This window comes from Bradyrhizobium sp. Ce-3 (genome assembly GCF_022835695.1).
In the GTDB taxonomy this organism is placed as follows: domain Bacteria; phylum Pseudomonadota; class Alphaproteobacteria; order Rhizobiales; family Xanthobacteraceae; genus Bradyrhizobium.
In genome coordinates this window covers 516,764-534,323 of the sequence record NZ_BQUV01000004.1, presented here as the reverse complement: position 1 = coordinate 534,323, position 17,560 = coordinate 516,764, and the positions used below count along the sequence as shown (strand labels likewise).

Here is a 17,560-nt window from a genome sequence, read left to right as displayed (position 1 = left end):
CTCCGGCCGATCCACGGAGAGCCCTCTCTTGGCCCTGATTTCGAGCCTCGATGCCCACAAATATCTGCGCGCGTCGATGACCGCGTGCAGCTGGAAGGCCGGCTGGCGCTCGCTGCTGCTGCGGGCCTATGACGATCCCGCTGAAGCCCACGAATTCGTGACCCCGGCGACGCGTGACCATCTGATCGTGCTGGTCACCGGCGGCGCCTGCGATGTCGAGGTGCGCTATCGCGGCAACTGGCAGCGGTCTCGCTCCGAGGTCGGCCATATCGGCATGACGGCGCCGGGCGACGCGGCGACGCTGCGCTGGCGCGGCGACACCACCCACAGCACGTTGCAGCTGCATCTGCCCGCGGCGACGCTCGACCGCGTCGCACAGGACCTGCCGCAGCGGCGGCCAGCGGGGCCCGCATTGCCGAGCGGCCTCGGCACCGTCGATCCCCTGGTCAGTCAGGTCATGCTCAGTCTCGACCAGGCATTCAGGGCGGGGGCGCCCGATCTCTACGCCGAGACCGCCGCCGAAATGCTGGCGGCGCATCTGCTGGTCCGTCACGGCCGGTTCGACGTCCAACCGCAGAGCTGTGGCAACAGCGGAAGGCTGCGCCGGGTCGATGCGTTCATGCGCGACAACCTTGCCACGTCCGTCAGCCTCGAAATGCTGGCACAGGAGGCCGGCGTCAGCCGCTTCCATCTGCTGCGGCTGTACAAGAAGCATTTCGGGCAGACCCCGCTGCGGCGCCTCACCGAACTGCGGATGGAAGAGGCGAAGCGGCTCTTGAAGCACGGCGACGAGCCGGTGACGGCGATCGCCGCCAGATGCGGCTATGACAACCCGTCGCATTTCGCAACCGCGTTCAGGCGGGTCGTCGGGGTGTCGCCGGCCGCCTACCGGCAATAATCCTGCATTCAGCGGATTGTGAGCGGCCGCGGCAATTGCGCGGGCGGCACGGCAATCCTGCGAGAGACGACCGGGCCCGGCACTGTCATATGCCGTTCCGCCGGACGGAATCTCGCTGGGTGCAGAATGGCCTATGTTCTCAAGATAAATGGCGCGTCACATACGATCGACGCGGACGGTGACACGCCGCTGTTGTGGGTGCTGCGCGACGTGCTGCAGATGACCGGCACCAAGTTCGGCTGCGGCATGGCGCTGTGCGGCGCCTGCACCGTGCATCTCGACGGCGCGGCGACACGCGCCTGCATCACCACGATCGACAGCGTCGGCGATGCCGCGATCACGACGATCGAGGCGATCGGCCAGAGCGAGGCCGGCCGCAAGGTACAGCAGGCTTGGCTCGATCTCGACGTCGTGCAATGCGGCTACTGCCAGTCCGGCCAGATCATGTCGGCGACCGCGCTTCTGATGTCCAACGCGCATCCGAGCGACAGCGACATCAACGATGCGATGTCGGGCAATGTCTGCCGCTGCGGGACCTACAACCGGATTCGCGAAGCGATCAAGCTTGCCGCCGGAGCCAAGCCATGACGTTGACCGCAATCCATCGCGAGGACGCGGCTGCGCTGTCGCGCCGCACGTTCCTGAAGGCGAGCGCGACTGCCGCCGGCGGCCTGGCGCTGGCGTTCGTCGTGCCGGATCGGTCCGAGGCCGCAGATTCGGCGGCCGAGAGCGGAGCGCTGAACGGCTTCGTCCGGATCGAGCCGGACGGGCGTATCCATCTCACCATCCCGATGGTGGAGATGGGGCAGGGCACCTACACCTCGCTCGCGATGCTGCTCGCCGAGGAGCTCGAGGTGAAGCTCGACAGCATCGTGCCCGAGCACGCGCCGCCCAACGACGCGCTTTATGCCAATCCGATCCTGCATGAGCAGTCGACCGGCCTCTCCGCATCGACCCGCGGCTTCTGGCTGCCGCTGCGCCAGGCGGGCGCGGCGGCGCGCATCATGCTGGTGAGCGCGGCGGCGCAGCGCTGGAAGGTCGATCCGGCCAAATGCACCGCCAGGGACGGCGTGATCCGCGATCCCTCGGGCCAGCGCTCGCTGCCCTATCGCGAAGTGGCGCAGGCGGCCGCGCAGCTCAAGCCGCCGGCGCCCGAGCAGATCAAGCTGAAGACGCCTGGTCAGTTCACGCTGATCGGCACCTCGCCGAAGCGGCTGGAGGCCGCCGGCAAGGTCAGCGGCCGCACCCGGTTCGGTATCGACGCGATCGTGCCGGGGATGAAGTTTGCTGCGATTGCGATCGCGCCGGTCGGCGGCGGCAGGCCGAAGCAGGTGAACCAGGCTGCGGCGCTGGCGGTCAAGGGCGTCCGCCAGGTCGTTGTGATCGACGAGGCCGTCGCGATCATTGCCGACCATACCGGTGCTGCGAAGAAAGGATTGGAGGCCGCCGCGATCCAGTGGGATGACGGCCCGAATGCGCAGGTCAATAGCCAGGGCATCGTCGCGCAGCTCAAGGCGGGGTCCGAGCGCGCCGGCGTCATCGCGCGGAACGACGGCAATGTCGAGCAGGCCTTCGCCACGGCTGCACGGCGCTTCGATGCCGTCTACGAGCTGCCGTTCCTGGCGCACGCGGCGATGGAGCCGATGAACTGCACGGTCCACCTTCGCAAGGACGCCTGCGAGATCTGGGTCGGCACCCAGGTGCCGACGACGACACAGAGCAGGGTGGCCGCGCTGACCGGGCTGCCGAAGGACGCGGTCATTCTGCATAACCAGTTTCTCGGCGGCGGTTTCGGGCGCCGGCTCGAGCCCGACGGCACGCTGCTGGCGGTGAAGATCGCGCAGCATGTCGACGGCCCGGTCAAGGTGATCTGGAGCCGCGAGGAGGACATCCAGCACGACATCTACCGGCCCTACTACTACGACCGGATATCGGCGGCGGTCGACGATGCCGGCAATCCGGTCGCGTGGCACCACCGGGTCTGCGGTTCGTCGGTGGTGGCACGTTTTGCGCCGCCGCTGTTCAAGAACGGGCTGGATTTCGACGCGGTGGAGGGCGCTGCCCAGCCGCCTTATGCGTTTCCTAACATCCTTGTCGATTACGTGCGCGTGGAGCCGGCCAGCATCACGACCGGCTTCTGGCGCGGTGTCGGTCCGGTCCACAACGTGTTCATTGTCGAGAGCTTCATCGACGAGCTGGCGTTCGCGGCCAGGCAGGACCCGGTCGCGTACCGGCGTCGCCTGTTGACGCATAATCCGCGCGCGCTCGCGGTGTTGAACCTCGCCGCGGAGAAGGCCGGCTGGGGACAAAAGCTGCCGGCCGGAAAGGCGCGCGGCATCTCGCTGCAATTCGCGTTCGGCAGCTACCTGTCGCAGGTTGCCGAAGTCGCGGTCGATGCCAAGGGCAAAGTCAAGGTCGAGCGCATCGTCTGCGCGGTGGACTGCGGCATTGCCGTGACGCCCAGCATGATCGATGCGCAGGTGCAGAGCGGCACGATCTTCGGGCTGACCGCGGCGCTGCGCGGCGCGATCACCATCAAGGATGGCCGGGTCGAGCAGTCCAATTTCGACAGCTATCCGCCGATGCGGATCGACGAGGTTCCGCGGATCGAGACCCACATCGTATCGAGCACCGAAAATCCCGGAGGCCTCGGCGAGGCCGCGACCGCAATCGTTGCGCCGGCGGTGACCAATGCGATCTTCGCGGTGACCGGGCGGCGTATCCGGAAGCTGCCGATCGAGGAGGTCTGAGCATCGCGGCGCCGAGGCCGCGATGCTCGGCTGAGCCTTTACGCCGCGTGTTCGGACGGAGAGGTCGCGCCGTCGAGCCAATCCTGCTCCTTGGCCAGCGCACGCCAGGCCGCCTCCATGCGCTTGAAGCGGTTGTAGGTCGGATCGTCTTCCGCGCGCTCGGCAAGCTGCGCGCAGTTCTCCGCATTGTCGAGGAAGTGCTGCGATTGCTTCATGGAACGTCCTCCTTGATGAGGACGTGGGGCATCAAATCAGGCTATTCAACGCGTGGAACATGAGCATTTCGCCACACAGGTGAATGCCTGTTCAGCGAGGTTCCCCGAGCGATGTTCCACAAGGCGCGCGTGAGCATCTGCACCATGCTCGACTTAGGAACGCTATGTCGCACCCGGCGTTCGTCCTTCACGTCGCAACTGGAGGAGGAGAGACGTCATGAGGAAATATCTGTTTGCCGCCGCGATGGTGACCGCGATCGCGTCGCCTGCTTTGGCCGATGAAATCGGCGTTCGCGCCGGCCCCGTCGGCGCCGGTGTGACCGTCGGTCAGGCGCCCGAATATCGCGACCGCGATCGCGACCGCACCACCGTGATCAGGGAGCGTGAGCCGCGTTCCGACCGGACCACGGTCATCAAGAAGCGGGACGAGTTCGGCAATCGCAGCAAGACCGTGATCCATCACGACGACGACTGATGCCGATCAGGTCCATGAGCATGAAAGTCCGCCGCTGACCTCGTCGCGGCGGACCTTTCGTATGCTGGGAGTCATTCCGGGCTCGCGCATCCAAGTCGGCTATTGCCGACCTGGGCCGATTTAGAATGCCGAACTCGGGTAAACCCGAGTTCGGTGGCGCGCCCTCAGGTGCGCAATTGCGCACCGGGGAATGACGGGGAGGGTCTAGGTGACCGGCGCCGGGTTGAACAGCGTCAGATCGTTGTGGATGCCCCAGCGGTCCGACCACGGCTTGGTCCGGCCGCTCGCGACGTCGAGGATCAGACGGAACAGGTCCCAGCCGGTTTCCTCGATGGTCTTCTCGCCGGTCGCAATGCAGCCGGCGTCGAAATCGATCAGGTCCTTCCAGCGCCGCGCCAGCTCACTGCGGGTTGCGACCTTGATGACCGGCGCGGCGGCGAGGCCGTAGGGCGTGCCGCGGCCGGTGGTGAAGACCTGCAAGGTCATGCCGGAGGCGAGCTGCAAGGTGCCGCAGATGAAGTCGCTGGCCGGCGTCGCCGCAAACAGCATGCCTTTCTGGCGCGCCTTCTCGCCGGGCGACAACACGCCCGCGATCGGTCCGGAGCCCGACTTGACGATCGAGCCGAGTGATTTCTCGACGATGTTGGCGAGCCCGCCCTTCTTGTTGCCCGGCGTGGTGTTGGCGCTGCGGTCGGCGCCGCCGCGGGCGAGATAAGCGTCGTACCACGCCATCTCGCGGATCAGCGCGCGGCCGACCTCCTCGTTGATCGCGCGGCGGGTCAGAAGCTGGATCGCGTCGCGCACCTCGGTCACCTCCGAGAACATCACGGTCGCGCCGGCGCGTACCAGCAGGTCCGCGGCGAAGCCGACCGCGGGGTTGGCGGTGACGCCGGAGAACGCGTCGCTGCCGCCGCATTGCAGGCCGATCACGAGATCGGCGGCCGGGCAGGTTTCGCGCGTGCGGGCGTTGAGCACCTTCAGCCGCGCCTCGGCCTGGGTCATGATCGCATCGACGATCGCGCCGAAGCCGTCGAAGGCCTCGTCCTGCATCCGCACGATGGCGTCGCTGACGCCTTCCGGCACCAGCCGCTCTGGTGCAAGCTTCTCGCAGCCGAGGCCGACGACGAGAATCTCGCCGCCGAAATTCGGATTGAGCGCGAGGTTCTGCAACGTGCGGATCGGCACCACGGCGTCGGGCGCCGTGATCGCGACGCCGCAGCCATAGGCGTGGGTCAGCGGCACGACGTCGTCGACATTGGGATATTTCGGCAGCAGCTCGGCGCGGATGCGCTTCACAGCGTATTCCATCGTGCCCTTGACGCATTGCACGGACGAGGAGATGCCGAGGATGTTCTTCGTTCCCACTGAACCGTCGGGATTGCGATAGCCCTCGAAAGTAAAACCTTCGAGCGGCGGCAGCGCCGGCGGCACCGCGGTTGCGATCTCGAGCTGATCGAGCAGCGGCGCGTCCGGCATGCGGATGCGGGCCTCGTCGACCCATTCGCCGGCCAGGATCGGCGACAGCGCATGGCCGATCACCTCGCCATAGCGGATGATCGGCGCGCCCTCGGCGATGTCTTGCAGCGCGGTCTTGTGGCCCTGCGGCACGAAGGCGCGCAAGGTCAGGCCGCAGGCGAAGCGGGAGCCTTTGGGCAGGCCGAAATCATTCACGACGATCGCGACATTGTCGCGCGCGTTGAGCTTGATGTAGCGCGGCTGCTCCTGTGCGCCGATCGACTGGTCCATCGTGGACTCCGGAAGTTTGTAGGGCGGGTCAGCCGAAGGCGTAACCCGCCGATGCCTGGTACGTCGTGTGCGATGGCGGGTTACGCTAGCGCTAACCCGCCCTACAGGTCTCAACCCGGGAAGGTGTAAGCCGTCTTCACCGTGGTGTAGAACTCGCGGGCATAGGCGCCCTGCTCGCGCGCGCCGTAGCTCGAGCCTTTGCGGCCGCCGAACGGCACGTGATAGTCGACGCCGGCGGTCGGCAGGTTGACCATCACCATGCCGGCCTCGCTGTTGCGCTTGTAATGCGAGGCGTATTTCAGGCTCGTGGTGCAGATGCCCGACGCAAGGCCGAACTCGGTGTCGTTGGAGATCGCCAGCGCTTCTTCATAGTCCTTGGCGCGGATCACGCAGGCGACCGGGCCGAAGATTTCCTCGCGGGCGATCCGCATCTGGTTGGTCGCTTCGGTGAACAGCGCCGGCTGCAGATAGAAGCCGGGCGTCTCGCGGTTCAGCAACTCGCCGCCCCAGTGCAGGCGCGCACCTTCGTCCTGGCCGATCTTGATGTAGCGGAGATCCTGGTCGAGCTGGCTCTGGTCGACGACAGGGCCGACATGCACGCCGCTCTTCAGCGCGTCGTCCACGGAAAGCCCTTTCATCCGCTCGGTCATCGCGGCGACGAAGCGATCGTGAATGCCCGCGGTGACGATCAGGCGCGAGGACGCCGTGCAGCGCTGGCCGGTCGAGAAATAGGCGCCGTTGACGGCGACCTCGACCGCGACCTTGACGTCGGCGTCGTCGAGCACGACGAGCGGGTTCTTGCCGCCCATCTCGAGCTGGAACTTCTTCATCGGATTGGAGAGCACGCAGGCCTGCGCGATCTTGCGGCCGGTCTGCACCGAGCCGGTGAAGGAGATCGCGGCGACGTCGGGATGATCCAGCAGGGTCTGGCCGACCACCGAGCCCGAGCCGACCACGAGGTTGAAGACACCTGAGGGAATACCGGAGCGCGCGATGATCTCGGACAGTGCATGCGCGGAGCCCGGCACCAGCTCGGCCGGCTTGAACACCACCGTGTTGCCGTAGCAGAGCGCCGGCGCGATCTTCCAGGCCGGGATCGCGATCGGGAAGTTCCACGGCGTGATCATGCCGACGACGCCGACCGGTTCGCGAGTGATCTCGACGTCGAGGCCGGGGCGAACCGATGCGCCCTTCTCGCCCATCAGCCGCAGCGCTTCGCCGGCAAAGAACGCGAAGATCTGCCCGGCGCGCGCCACCTCGCCGATGCCTTCCGGCAGGGTCTTGCCTTCCTCGCGGGCGAGCAGGCGGCCGAGTTCTTCCTTGCGGGCGAGGATTTCGACCGAGATCCTGGTCAGCGCGTCAAAGCGCTCCTGCGGCGTCGAGCGCGCCCAGGCGGGGAAGGCGGCCTTCGCCGCCGCGATCGCCTTCTCGGTCTGCGCCTTGTCGGCCTTGGCGTATTCGCCGACCACATCGGCCGTGTTGGAAGGGTTGATGTCCCGCGTGATGCTGGTTCCGTCGACCCATTCGCCGGCGATGAAGTTCTTCTGGTGAGCGGTCATTGTTCTCTCCAACCTTTTGTTGTTAGCGCACGAGGCAGGGACGCTTGTCGTCGAAGGTCCAGCCAGGAATCAGGAACTGCATCGCCAGCGCGTCGTCGCGGGCGCCGAGGCCATGCTGCTTGTATAGCGCGTTCGCGGCCTCGATGGCACCGCGATCGAGCTCGATGCCGAGGCCCGGCCGATCCGGGATCGCGATCTTGCCGCCCTTGATCTGCAGCGGCTCCTTGGTCAACGCCTGGCCGTCCTGCCAGATCCAGTGGGTGTCGATCGCGGTCACCTTGCCGGGCGCAGCGGCGCCGACATGGGTAAACATCGCCAGCGAGATGTCGAAATGGTTGTTGGAGTGCGAGCCCCAGGTCAGGCCGTTGTCGCGGCAGGTCTGTGCCACCCGCACCGAGCCCTGCATGGTCCAGAAGTGCGGGTCGGCGAGCGGAATGTCGACCGCCCCGAGGCGCAGCGCGTGGGAGAGCTGGCGCCAGTCGGTCGCGATCATGTTGGTCGCGGTCGGCAGCCCGGTGGCGCGGCGGAACTCGGCCATGATCTCGCGGCTGGAGAAGCCGGCCTCGGCGCCGCAGGGGTCCTCGGCGTAGGCGAGCACGCCATGCATGTTGCTGCACAGCCGGATCGCCTCGTCGAGCGACCAGGCGCCGTTCGGGTCGAGCGTGACGCGCGCCTGGGGGAAGCGCTTGGCAATCGCGGTGACGGCCTCGATCTCCGCTTCGCCCGCGAGCACGCCGCCCTTGAGCTTGAAATCGGCAAAGCCGTAATGCGCCTGCGTCGCCTCGGCGAGGCGAACGATCGCGTCCGGCGTCATCGCGACCTGATGGCGCAGGTTGAACCAGTCCGCCTTGCCGGTCTCGCCCTCGACGTAGGGCAGGCTGGTCTTGCTGCGGTCGGCGACGAAGAAGAGATAGCCGAGCGTCTCGACGCTCGTACGCTGCTGGCCTTCGCCGAGCAGCGCTGCGACCGGGAGATTGAGATGCTGGCCGAGCAGATCGAGCAGCGCGGACTCCACCGCGGTGACCGCGTGAATGGTGACGCGCAGGTCGAAGGTCTGCTTGCCGCGGCCGCCGGCGTCGCGGTCGGCGAAGGCCTGGCGCATCGACGCCAGGATGTTGTTGCAGGCGCCGATGGTCTGGCCGACGACGAGGTCGCGGGCGTCCTCCAACGTCTTCTTGATCTTCTCGCCGCCCGGCACTTCGCCGACGCCGGTGTGGCCGGAGTTGTCGGTGAGGATGACGAGATTGCGGGTGAAGAACGGCGCGTGTGCGCCGCTCAGATTGAGGAGCATGCCGTCGCGGCCGGCAACCGGGATCACCTCCATCGCCGTGACGATGGGGGCGCCGGCAAAGCCGGTGCGGATCGTGTCTTGAATCATCTGCTCCTCCCTTGGTCGTTGGCCGTTCGGCCTATTCCGCCGCCTGCTGCGCCGCGGCCTGCGGCAGCTTTGCCACCAGCGCCGCGAGCTCGGCGATCTCCTGCTCGGTGAGATCGGTCAGCGGTGGCCGCACCGGGCCGGAATCGCGGCCGATCACCTTCATGCCGGCCTTGATGATCGACACCGCATAGCCCTTCTTGCGGTTGCGGATCGCGATCAGCGGCAGGATGAAATCCTTCAACCCTGCATGGATGGTTTGATGATCGCGCCGGCGCACCGCGGCATAGAAGTTGGTGGCGAATTCCGGCACGAAGTTGAACACCGCCGATGAGTAGGTCGTGACGCCCATGTCGAGATAGGGCAGGGCGAAGGTTTCCGCGGTCGGCAGGCCGCCGATATAGGTCAGGCGGTCGCCGAGCCTGGTGTAGACGCGGGTCATCAGCTCGATGTCGCCGATGCCGTCCTTGTAGCCGACCAGGTTCGGGCAGCGCTCGCAGAGCCGCGCCAGCGTATCGGGCTGCAGGATCGCATTGTCGCGGTTGTAGACGATGACGCCGATCTTGACCGACGAGCACACCGCCTCAACATGGGCCGCGAGGCCGTCCTGCTCGGCATGCGTCAGATAGGGCGGCAGTAGCAGCAGGCCGTCCGCGCCGGCCCTCTCGGCACCGATTGCGATCTCGCGTGCGATCGCGGTGCCGTAGCCGGTGCCGGCCAGCACCGGAACACGGCCCTTGGTCTCTTCGACCGCGATCTTCACGACATGGGGAACTTCAGCCGGCGTCAGTGAGAAGAATTCGCCGGTGCCGCCGGCGGCAAACAGGCCGGCGACGTCATAGCCGCACAGCCAGTCCATGTTGGCGCGATAGGTCGCCTCGTCGAACGAATAATCCGCGTGGAACGGGGTCACCGGAAAAGACAGGAGGCCGCCGCCGATTCTCGCGGCCATCTCCTGAGGGGTCATCTTGCTCATGGCGCCACTCCTTGAATGCTGTTGGGGAAGGGGATGCGCGAGCAGCGCGCGTCCATCGCGGAATTTCTAGGCAATGCTTCGATGCGCGTCCAAGCTAAACCCGGTATCGAGCGATGCAGAATCTGCATCAATCTCCGCGCAGATGCGGGGCTGCGATTTCGGTTGCGATCTCGATTAATGACGGCAGCAACTGGTTCTCGTGATCGCGCCGCCACACCATGAACAGCTCGACCGGCACCGGCGTGCGCAGCTTCAGCGGCTTCAACTTGACGTCCGCGATCTTCAGGCTGGCGGCGGCCTCCGGCACGATGGCAACGCCGAGCCCGGCGCGCACCATCGCGAGGATCGAGTGGATCTGGCTGAGGTGCTGGACATAGCGCGGCAGCACGTCGGCGCGGGTGAACAGCGACACCAGCAGATCGTGGAAGTAGCGCGCCTCATAGGGCGAATACATCACGAAGGGCTGGTCGTCGAAATCCTTGATGCTGACGGTCTCGGCTGTGGCCAGCGGATGCTTCTTCGGGACCGCGGCAAGCAACGGCTCGGCCACGACGCGTCGGCTTGCGAATTCCGGCCGGGCGATCGGCGGGCGCAGCAGCCCGACATCGATCTGGCCGGTGGTCAGCGCTTCGAACTGTTCGCCGGAGACCATCTCTTTCAGGGAAAAATCGATCTCGGGCAGCCGCAATCGGCACGCTGCGATCAGGTCGGGCAGGAAGCCGTAAGCGGCGGCCGCGGTGAAGCCGATCTTGAGCGAGCCGGTCTTGCCGAGCGCGATGCGGCGGGCGACCTGCGATGCGGACTCCGCCAGTTTGAGGATGCGCCGCGCCTCGGGCAGGAAGCTGCGCCCCGCCGGCGTCAGCCGCACCGAACGGCTGGTGCGTTCCAGTAGCGGCGCATCGATGATGTGCTCGAGCACCTGGATCTGCCGGCTGAGCGGCGGCTGCGTCATGTTGAGCCGCGCCGCGGCGCGGCCGAAGTGCAATTCCTCGGCCACCGTGACGAAACAGCGAAGCTGGTTCAGGTCGAACATCGATGCTAGCCTGGAATGGATCGGTCGAGGATTTGTACGTTCTAGCATCGATGCCTCCCAATGGCCAAGAAGACAAAAAAGCAGACAAAGACGACGGCCGAAGCCGCCGTTGAAATGTCGTTGCTGCGGCAGCAGCCTTATCGCCTGAACTTGCTCAGGTCGCCTTCAGCTGTACCCGCTTGATCTCGCCGACGATGAAAAGATAGGCGATCGCGGCGACCAGCGCGTTGGCGCCGACGAACACCAGCGCGCCGTTGAACGAGCCGGTGGCGGCCAGGATGTAGCCGATGATGATCGGCGTGGTGATCGAGGACAGATTGCCGAAGGTGTTGAACAAACCGCCGGAGACGCCGCCGGCTTCCTTTGGCGAAGTATCCGAGACCACAGCCCAGCCGAGCGCGCCGATGCCCTTGCCGAAGAAGGCCAGCGCCATGAAGCCGACCACCAGCGCCTGACCGTCGACGTAGTTGCAGGCGATGATCGACATCGACAGCAGCATGCCGCCGACGATCGGGATCTTGCGCGCCAGGGTCAGCGAGCCGGTGCGGCGCAGCAGGTAGTCCGAGATCACGCCGCCGAGCACGCCGCCGACGAAGCCGCACAGCGCCGGCAAGGTCGCGACGAAGCCGGCCTGCAGAATCGAGAGCCCGCGTTCCTTCACCAGATAGACCGGGAACCAGGTCAGGAAGAAATAGGTCAGCGTGTTGATGCAGTATTGGCCGATATAGACGCCGAGCATCATGCGGTTGGCGAGCAGCTGGCGGATGTGGTCCCAGCCGGGGCCGCTGTCCTGCGTCTTGCCGGCCTTCGCCGCGTCCATGTCGACCAGCGCGCCGCCTTCCTTGATGTAATCGAACTCGGCTTCGTTGATCGCGGGATGGTCCTTCGGCTCGTAGATCGTCTTGATCCAGGCGATGCCCATGATGATGCCGAGCCCGCCCATCACGTAGAACACGTGGCGCCAGCCGTATTCGTGCGCGATCCAGCCCATCAGCGGTGCGAAGATCACGGTGGCGAAATACTGCCCGGAGTTGAAGAAGGCCGATGCGGTGCCGCGCTCATTGCCGGGGAACCAGGCTGCGACGATGCGGGCATTGGCCGGGAACGACGGCGCTTCGGCGAAGCCGACCAGGAAACGCAACCCGAACAGCAGCACGACGGCGGCGCCCGCAGAGAGGAACCCGGTCAGACCCTGCATCGCGGTGAAGATCGACCAGACGATGATGCTGATCGCATAGACCCATTTGGAGCCGTAGCGGTCGAGCAGCCAGCCGCACGGCACCTGCGCGATCACATAGGACCAGCCGAACGCCGAGAACACGTAGCCCATCGCGACGGGGTCGAGATGCAGTTCCTTCGAGAGGGCGGGGCCGGCGATCGAGAGCGTGGCGCGATCGGCATAGTTCACCGTGGTGACGAGAAACAGCATCGTCACGATCAACAGCCGGACGCGGGACCGCCGCGCGTCGGTGGCGGACACAATTGCGCTCATTCGCGCCTCCTTAAAATTTCCTCGGGGTCTGTCCTAGAGAGATGACGGCAATGGGTCCAAGCCGAAACGGGTATTGATCCATACCGATTTTGAATGGATCGGCCCGGTGCAATGCCACCTTCGCCGCTCTTGCCCTGGTTACAAATTAGTGTACTATTCGTACAGTTATTGAGGGCGCAGCGTTGCGCCGTCCGTTCGAGGTCGATTGCGCATGACCACGCCACGCGACTATCAGGTGTTCGAGGCTGGCAAGGTAACCTTGCAGGGCGGTGCGGTGTTTCCGCAGCTTGCGCTCGCTTACCAGACCTATGGCACGCTGAATGCGGCCAGGGACAACGTCATCTTCTATCCGACGTCGTTCGCCGCGCACCACACCGACATTGAGTGGCTGGTGCAGCCGGGCGGCGCGCTCGATCCAGAGCGCTACTTCATCATCATCGCGAACCTGTTCGGCAACGGCCTGTCATCCTCGCCGTCGAATTCCGGCGAGGCGCTGGGCGGCGCACCGTTTCCAGCCTTCACCTATCATGACGCGGTCGCCATCCAGCGGCGATTGCTGATCGAGCGTTTCGGCGTAACGAAGCTCGCGCTGGTCTACGGCTGGTCGATGGGCGGCATGCAGGCCTATCACTGGGCTGCGCGCTATCCTGAGATGGTGGAGCGTGCGGCGGTGGTCTGCGGCAGTGCGCGGTGCTCGCCGTACAATCATGTCTTCCTCGAAGGCGTGAAGGCGGCGCTGACCGCCGATCCCGCCTACCAGGCCGGCCGGTTCGTCACCAAGCCGGAAGCGGGCCTTCGTGCGATGGGGCGCGTCTATGCCGGCTGGGCGATGTCGCATGAATTCTATCGCGAGCAAGTCTGGCGCGGGGCCGGCTTCACCTCGTTGGAAGATTATCTCGCGCGATCCTGGGACGGTGCCTTCGCGCGGCGCGATGCCAATGATCTGCTGGCGCAGATTGCGATCTGGCAAGCCGGTGACATCAGCCGCTGCGACGAATTCGGCGGCGACTTCGACCGCGCATTGGCGGCGATCACGGCGCACGTGCTGCTGATGCCGGGGCGCACCGATCGCTATTTCGACGCACGCGACAACGAGGACGAGCTCGGCCGCCTGGTCAATGCCCGCTCGGCCGTACTGCACGCGATTCCCTCGATCCACGGGCATCGGGCCGGCAATCCCGTCAACAACGCCGACGACCGCGCCTTCATCAACGCCGAAATCTCGGCGCTGCTGCAACGCTGACAAATGAGACGACCATGAGCACCGCCGAGACCCGTGACGACGGACCCCGCCTGAAGCCGCTCAGTCCGCTCGTCTTGCGCGATCTGTCGACCAAGTCGAACCTTGCCGGCGCGGTGCGCGCGGCAAGCCATTACGGGATGATCGTTGTTGTCGGCGCGCTGATCTGGCGCATCTCGTCGCGCGATGGTCTGGTGTGGGCGCTGCCGCTGATGGCCATCCAGGGTTATTTCGTAGCGTTCCTGTTCATGGTGGTGCACGAGACCGCGCACAAGACCGCGTTCCGCAGTCCTGCGCTCAACCTTATCGTCGGCAATCTGTCCGCTTTCATGATCGGCCTGCCCTATCAATATTACTGCCTGTTTCACTGGGACCATCATCGCTACACCCAGGATCCGGAGAAGGACCCGGAGCTGATCGTCGGTCCGAAGCCGGCGTCGGACACCCAGCTCGCGATCGCCTATTCCGGCCTGCTGCAGGTGCTGGTCCGGATTCGCCTGATGCTGCGCCATGCACTCACCGGAAAGGTGGTCGTGCCGTGGATTCCAGAGCACAAGCGCGCCGCGATCGTGCTGGAAGCAAGGCTCTATCTCGCCGGCTATCTGCTGTTGCTCGCGGCATCATTCGTGCTGCACGGCGCGATGCTGCTCTGGGTGTGGATCGTGCCGCTGCTGGCCGGTCAGCTCATCCTGCGTCCGTATCTTTATGCGGAGCACACCGGTTGCGAGCAGACCCGGAGTGCATTCGAGAACACGCGCACCACCATGACCGGCCGGATCATGAAATGGTTCGCCTGGAACATGCCGTATCACGTCGAGCACCACGCCTATCCGACCGTGCCGTTCCATGCACTGCCGAAGCTGAATGCCATCGTCGATGGCCACATCGTCCATCGCGGCCGCAACTACCGCGCGGTGACGCGCGAGACCTGGGCGTGGTTCCGCCGTCAGCGCCCGGCTTGATGTTCAAGTGTCGGCGCGCGGCCGCAGCACCAGATTGACGAGGTTGCGGGCATAGGCCGGCGTCAGCGGCTTGATGCCGAACACATAGCGATAGAACAGGCTGCCATAGATCGCATCATAGATGTCGCCGGGCACGCTAGGTGCGCCAATGCTGCCGTCCTTCTGGCCGGTGGTGATGATCTCCAGCATCCTGCTGCGGCGCAGGCCAAGGTACCGCTCATAGAACAATTCCGCCGTGCCGGTCTTGGAGATGCATTCCGAGATCACCGCGAGCTGCACCCGCCCGAACTCGCCCTGCAGCGCATCGACATAGGTCGCGACATGGCGGCGGATGCGGGTCACCGGATTGCCGGTCTCGGGCAGCGGCACGGCCCGCGAGGCCTGGTCGAGGAAGGCATCGATCAGCAAGGCCTCGCGCGACGGCCACCATTTGTAGATCGTCATCTTCGAGACGTTGGAGTGTTTGGCGATGGCGTCGATGGTGGTCGCGGCAAGGCCGGTGGTCGCCATCAGCGTATAGGCGCTGTGCAGGATCGCGGCCGTGGTCGCCGCTGAGCGTGGCCGGCCGCGCCGCCCGGTTGCCGCATCCTCCGTCTCCGCCTTGCTTTCCGCCATGGCCGCGGTTCGCGTCCTCCGTGTTGAACTATTGCCTCGTCCGTCCGGCATAGCATGGATTCGACCCATGTTTGAGATCATCGCCGCCGCCACAATAGGACGTAGCGGGCTTGCTTGTTTGCAACCAAAGTCGGATCATGCCGTTGGTATTCGGCGCTGGCTTATGATTCCTGCCTGGCGGCATCGGCCGGGCGGGCAGCAACGCGAGGGTGGCCATGAGTGACCTGCTTCGCATCGCCATCGTCGGCTTCGGCGAGATCGCGTGCCGGCAACATTTGCCTGCGATCGCGAAGACATCTGGTGCCGCTCTCGTCGCGGTGGCCGATCCCGTCAAGACGCCGCCCGGCCTGCCGCACTTCCGCGATCTGCAGGAATTGTTGCGCGACGGGCCGGAGATCGACGCGGTCGCGCTGTGCACGCCGCCGCAGCTGCGCCATGCGCAGGCGACAACCGCGCTTGCCGCCGGCAAGCACGTGCTGCTGGAGAAGCCGCCGGGCGCCACGGTCAGCGAACTCATGCCGCTGATCGCGGCCGCGCAAGAGGCGGGCCGGACATTGTTCGCGACATGGCACTCGCGCTACGCGCCCGCGGTCGGGCCCGCGCGGCAATTGCTCGCGGGCCGGACCATCAACAAGGTCACCGTCGTCTGGAAGGAAGACGTCCGCGTCTGGCATCCCGGCCAGGCCTGGATCTTCGAGGCGGGCGGCTTCGGCGTGTTCGATCCCGGCATCAACGCGCTGTCGATCCTGACCGAGATCCTGCCGCGGCCGGTCTTCATCAGGAGCGCGGTGCTGGACTTTCCGTCCAACCGGGAGGCGCCGATTGCGGCGGACATCGAACTCTCCGACGAGCGCGGCCTGCCGATCCGCGCTGAATTCGATTTCCGCCAGAGCGGGCCGCCGAGCTGGGATGTCGTGTGCGAGACCGAGGCCGGGCCGGTGACGCTGTCGAAAGGCGGACGTCAGCTGCGCGACGGCAACAGGCTGGTGGTCGATGCCGCGGATGAGGAATATCCGGCGCTGTACCGCCGTTTCGTCACGCTGACCGCGGACGGAAAATCCGACGTCGATCTCGCGCCCTTGCGGCTCGTCGCCGATAGCTTCATGCTGGGGCGACGGCGCCTGGTCGCGGCGTTCGAGGACTGACAATGACATCAGCCGGCATCGCTCGCGCTCCCTTCGGCAAATTGCACGACGGTACTGTCGTCGAGCGGGTGACGCTGCGCGGCGAAGGCGGTTTTGAAGCCGCCATCCTTCCGTTCGGCGCCACGCTGCAGGCGCTGCTCACGCCCGATCGCGGCGGACGTTGTGACGACATCGTGCTTGGCCATGACGAGTTCGACGGCTATCTGGCGCAGCGCAAATTCTTCGGCGCGACCATCGGACGCTATGCCAACCGGATCGCCGGTGGGCGTTTCGTGCTCGACGGCGATCCGGTGACGCTCGAGGCCAACAACGGACCCAACGCGCTGCATGGCGGGCCGCAGGGCTTTGATCGCAAGCTGTGGCGGATCGTCGAACTGTCTGATGATCCGGGGCCGACGCTGGTGCTGGAGCGCGAGAGCCCGCATGGCGAGGAGGGCTATCCGGGCAATCTCGCGGCGCGCGTGAGCTATCGCGTGCGCAATCCGATGGAACTTGCGGTCACCTATGAGGCAACGACCGATCGGCCGACAGTTCTCAACCTCACCAATCACAGCTTCTTCAATCTCGACGGCGCGCGCTCCGGCAGCCAGATCCTCGATCACCACCTGACGATCCCGTCCGAGCATTTCCTGGCGGTGGACGCCACTGCGATCCCGTTGCCTGGCCCGCCGCGGCCGGTCGACGGCACGCCGTTCGACTTCCGCAAGCCCACCGCGATCGGCGGGCGGATCAGGATGAATGACGAGCAGCTCCGGCTCGGCCGCGGCTATGACCACAATTTCTGTCTGGCCGAGGGAACGGGCCTTCGCCTCGCCGCGCGCCTCGAGGCGCCGCACAGCGGCCGCGCGATGGAGCTGTTCACCGATCAACCGGGCCTGCAGTTCTATTCCGGGAATTTTCTCGATGGCTCGACCGCCGGCAAGGGCAATCGGCTGTACCGGCAATCCGACGCGCTCTGTCTCGAGCCGCATGCCTGGCCGGATACGCCGAACCGGCCCGACTTTCCGTCGGCGCGGCTCGACCCCGGCCAGATCTATCGGCGCAGCATCGTCTACCGCTTCTCAACCGTGTGAGTGACG

The 17,560-nt window shown here is 65.8% G+C and carries 16 protein-coding genes; 8 read left to right on the top strand and 8 right to left on the bottom strand.

Features of this window, described 5'->3' with window-relative positions; translation table 11 throughout:
* Positions 1-28: 28 nt before the first annotated feature.
* The 3 genes from BRSPCE3_RS17155 (at position 29) to BRSPCE3_RS17145 (ending at position 3,648) form a co-directional block, all read left to right on the top strand.
* Positions 29-898, top strand: a complete 870-nt coding sequence (locus BRSPCE3_RS17155) for an AraC family transcriptional regulator (RefSeq protein WP_244067125.1) — start codon at positions 29-31, stop codon at positions 896-898.
* Positions 899-1,024: 126 nt separating this feature from the next.
* The gene (locus BRSPCE3_RS17150; RefSeq protein ID WP_244067124.1) at positions 1,025-1,486 is read left to right on the top strand and encodes a (2Fe-2S)-binding protein; all 462 of its coding nucleotides are present in this window, start codon (positions 1,025-1,027) and stop codon (positions 1,484-1,486) included.
* Positions 1,483-3,648: a xanthine dehydrogenase family protein molybdopterin-binding subunit gene (locus tag BRSPCE3_RS17145; RefSeq protein WP_244067123.1), complete on the top strand. Its 2,166-nt coding sequence runs from the start codon at positions 1,483-1,485 to the stop codon at positions 3,646-3,648. The genes BRSPCE3_RS17150 and BRSPCE3_RS17145 overlap by 4 nt, the downstream gene beginning before the upstream one ends.
* A gap of 38 nt (positions 3,649-3,686) precedes the next feature.
* On the opposite strand, the gene BRSPCE3_RS17140 is transcribed toward BRSPCE3_RS17145, so the two are convergent.
* Complete coding sequence (locus BRSPCE3_RS17140; protein ID WP_244067122.1) at positions 3,687-3,863, bottom strand: hypothetical protein; 177 nt, start codon at positions 3,861-3,863, stop codon at positions 3,687-3,689.
* Positions 3,864-4,080: 217 nt separating this feature from the next.
* Here BRSPCE3_RS17140 and BRSPCE3_RS17135 point away from each other — a divergent pair, with 217 nt between their 5' ends.
* Entirely contained in the window at positions 4,081-4,338 is a 258-nt protein-coding gene (locus tag BRSPCE3_RS17135) for a hypothetical protein (RefSeq protein WP_244067121.1), read from the top strand.
* A gap of 204 nt (positions 4,339-4,542) precedes the next feature.
* Here the strand turns inward: BRSPCE3_RS17135 and garD are convergent, their stop codons facing one another.
* The 6 genes from garD to BRSPCE3_RS17105 all read right to left on the bottom strand — a co-directional run bounded on the left by garD (position 4,543) and on the right by BRSPCE3_RS17105 (position 12,519).
* Positions 4,543-6,084 carry a galactarate dehydratase gene (garD, locus tag BRSPCE3_RS17130; RefSeq protein ID WP_244067120.1) on the bottom strand — a complete coding sequence of 514 codons (1,542 nt, stop codon included), beginning with the start codon at positions 6,082-6,084 and terminating at the stop codon, positions 4,543-4,545.
* A gap of 110 nt (positions 6,085-6,194) precedes the next feature.
* Positions 6,195-7,643, bottom strand: coding sequence for an aldehyde dehydrogenase family protein (locus tag BRSPCE3_RS17125; protein ID WP_244067119.1), 1,449 nt, complete (start codon positions 7,641-7,643; stop codon positions 6,195-6,197).
* A gap of 22 nt (positions 7,644-7,665) precedes the next feature.
* Positions 7,666-9,021: a glucarate dehydratase gene (gudD, locus tag BRSPCE3_RS17120; protein ID WP_244067118.1), complete on the bottom strand. Its 1,356-nt coding sequence runs from the start codon at positions 9,019-9,021 to the stop codon at positions 7,666-7,668.
* A gap of 31 nt (positions 9,022-9,052) precedes the next feature.
* Positions 9,053-9,994, bottom strand: coding sequence for a 5-dehydro-4-deoxyglucarate dehydratase (gene kdgD, locus BRSPCE3_RS17115; RefSeq protein WP_244067117.1), 942 nt, complete (start codon positions 9,992-9,994; stop codon positions 9,053-9,055).
* 127 nt (positions 9,995-10,121) lie between these two features.
* Positions 10,122-11,027, bottom strand: coding sequence for a LysR substrate-binding domain-containing protein (locus BRSPCE3_RS17110; RefSeq protein WP_244067116.1), 906 nt, complete (start codon positions 11,025-11,027; stop codon positions 10,122-10,124).
* A 154-nt stretch (positions 11,028-11,181) separates the two neighbouring features.
* Entirely contained in the window at positions 11,182-12,519 is a 1,338-nt protein-coding gene (locus tag BRSPCE3_RS17105) for an MFS transporter (RefSeq protein WP_244067115.1), read from the bottom strand.
* A gap of 211 nt (positions 12,520-12,730) precedes the next feature.
* Between BRSPCE3_RS17105 and BRSPCE3_RS17100 the strand changes: the two genes are divergently transcribed.
* Together BRSPCE3_RS17100 and BRSPCE3_RS17095 are read left to right on the top strand one after the other, a co-directional pair.
* On the top strand, positions 12,731-13,762 hold the full coding sequence (locus BRSPCE3_RS17100) for an alpha/beta fold hydrolase (RefSeq protein WP_244067114.1): 1,032 nt from the start codon (positions 12,731-12,733) through the stop codon (positions 13,760-13,762).
* Positions 13,763-13,776: 14 nt separating this feature from the next.
* Positions 13,777-14,721, top strand: a complete 945-nt coding sequence (locus BRSPCE3_RS17095) for a fatty acid desaturase (protein ID WP_244067113.1) — start codon at positions 13,777-13,779, stop codon at positions 14,719-14,721.
* Between the two features lie 3 nt (positions 14,722-14,724).
* On the opposite strand, the gene BRSPCE3_RS17090 is transcribed toward BRSPCE3_RS17095, so the two are convergent.
* Positions 14,725-15,336 carry a TetR/AcrR family transcriptional regulator gene (locus tag BRSPCE3_RS17090; RefSeq protein ID WP_244067112.1) on the bottom strand — a complete coding sequence of 204 codons (612 nt, stop codon included), beginning with the start codon at positions 15,334-15,336 and terminating at the stop codon, positions 14,725-14,727.
* A gap of 215 nt (positions 15,337-15,551) precedes the next feature.
* Here BRSPCE3_RS17090 and BRSPCE3_RS17085 point away from each other — a divergent pair, with 215 nt between their 5' ends.
* Positions 15,552-16,481 (top strand): Gfo/Idh/MocA family protein, encoded by a 930-nt coding sequence (locus BRSPCE3_RS17085; protein WP_244067111.1) that lies wholly within the window; start codon positions 15,552-15,554, stop codon positions 16,479-16,481.
* 2 nt (positions 16,482-16,483) lie between these two features.
* Entirely contained in the window at positions 16,484-17,554 is a 1,071-nt protein-coding gene (locus tag BRSPCE3_RS17080) for an aldose epimerase family protein (RefSeq protein ID WP_244067110.1), read from the top strand.
* The last annotated feature ends 6 nt before the right edge of the window (positions 17,555-17,560 follow it).

Bases quoted from the DNA above. Each gene is read 5' to 3' on its own strand.
- BRSPCE3_RS17145 (WP_244067123.1), top strand. From the start codon at position 1,483: ATGACGTTGACCGCAATCCATCGCGAGGACGCGGCTGCGCTGTCGCGC.
- BRSPCE3_RS17140 (WP_244067122.1), bottom strand. From the start codon at position 3,863: ATGAAGCAATCGCAGCACTTCCTCGACAATGCGGAGAACTGCGCGCAG.
- garD (WP_244067120.1), bottom strand. From the start codon at position 6,084: ATGGACCAGTCGATCGGCGCACAGGAGCAGCCGCGCTACATCAAGCTC.
- BRSPCE3_RS17080 (WP_244067110.1), top strand. From the start codon at position 16,484: ATGACATCAGCCGGCATCGCTCGCGCTCCCTTCGGCAAATTGCACGAC.
- BRSPCE3_RS17110 (WP_244067116.1), bottom strand. From the start codon at position 11,027: ATGTTCGACCTGAACCAGCTTCGCTGTTTCGTCACGGTGGCCGAGGAA.
- BRSPCE3_RS17100 (WP_244067114.1), top strand. From the start codon at position 12,731: ATGACCACGCCACGCGACTATCAGGTGTTCGAGGCTGGCAAGGTAACC.
- kdgD (WP_244067117.1), bottom strand. From the start codon at position 9,994: ATGAGCAAGATGACCCCTCAGGAGATGGCCGCGAGAATCGGCGGCGGC.
- BRSPCE3_RS17125 (WP_244067119.1), bottom strand. From the start codon at position 7,643: ATGACCGCTCACCAGAAGAACTTCATCGCCGGCGAATGGGTCGACGGA.
- gudD (WP_244067118.1), bottom strand. From the start codon at position 9,021: ATGATTCAAGACACGATCCGCACCGGCTTTGCCGGCGCCCCCATCGTC.
- BRSPCE3_RS17095 (WP_244067113.1), top strand. From the start codon at position 13,777: ATGAGCACCGCCGAGACCCGTGACGACGGACCCCGCCTGAAGCCGCTC.
- BRSPCE3_RS17090 (WP_244067112.1), bottom strand. From the start codon at position 15,336: ATGGCGGAAAGCAAGGCGGAGACGGAGGATGCGGCAACCGGGCGGCGC.
- BRSPCE3_RS17150 (WP_244067124.1), top strand. From the start codon at position 1,025: ATGGCCTATGTTCTCAAGATAAATGGCGCGTCACATACGATCGACGCG.
- BRSPCE3_RS17085 (WP_244067111.1), top strand. From the start codon at position 15,552: ATGAGTGACCTGCTTCGCATCGCCATCGTCGGCTTCGGCGAGATCGCG.
- BRSPCE3_RS17135 (WP_244067121.1), top strand. From the start codon at position 4,081: ATGAGGAAATATCTGTTTGCCGCCGCGATGGTGACCGCGATCGCGTCG.
- BRSPCE3_RS17105 (WP_244067115.1), bottom strand. From the start codon at position 12,519: ATGAGCGCAATTGTGTCCGCCACCGACGCGCGGCGGTCCCGCGTCCGG.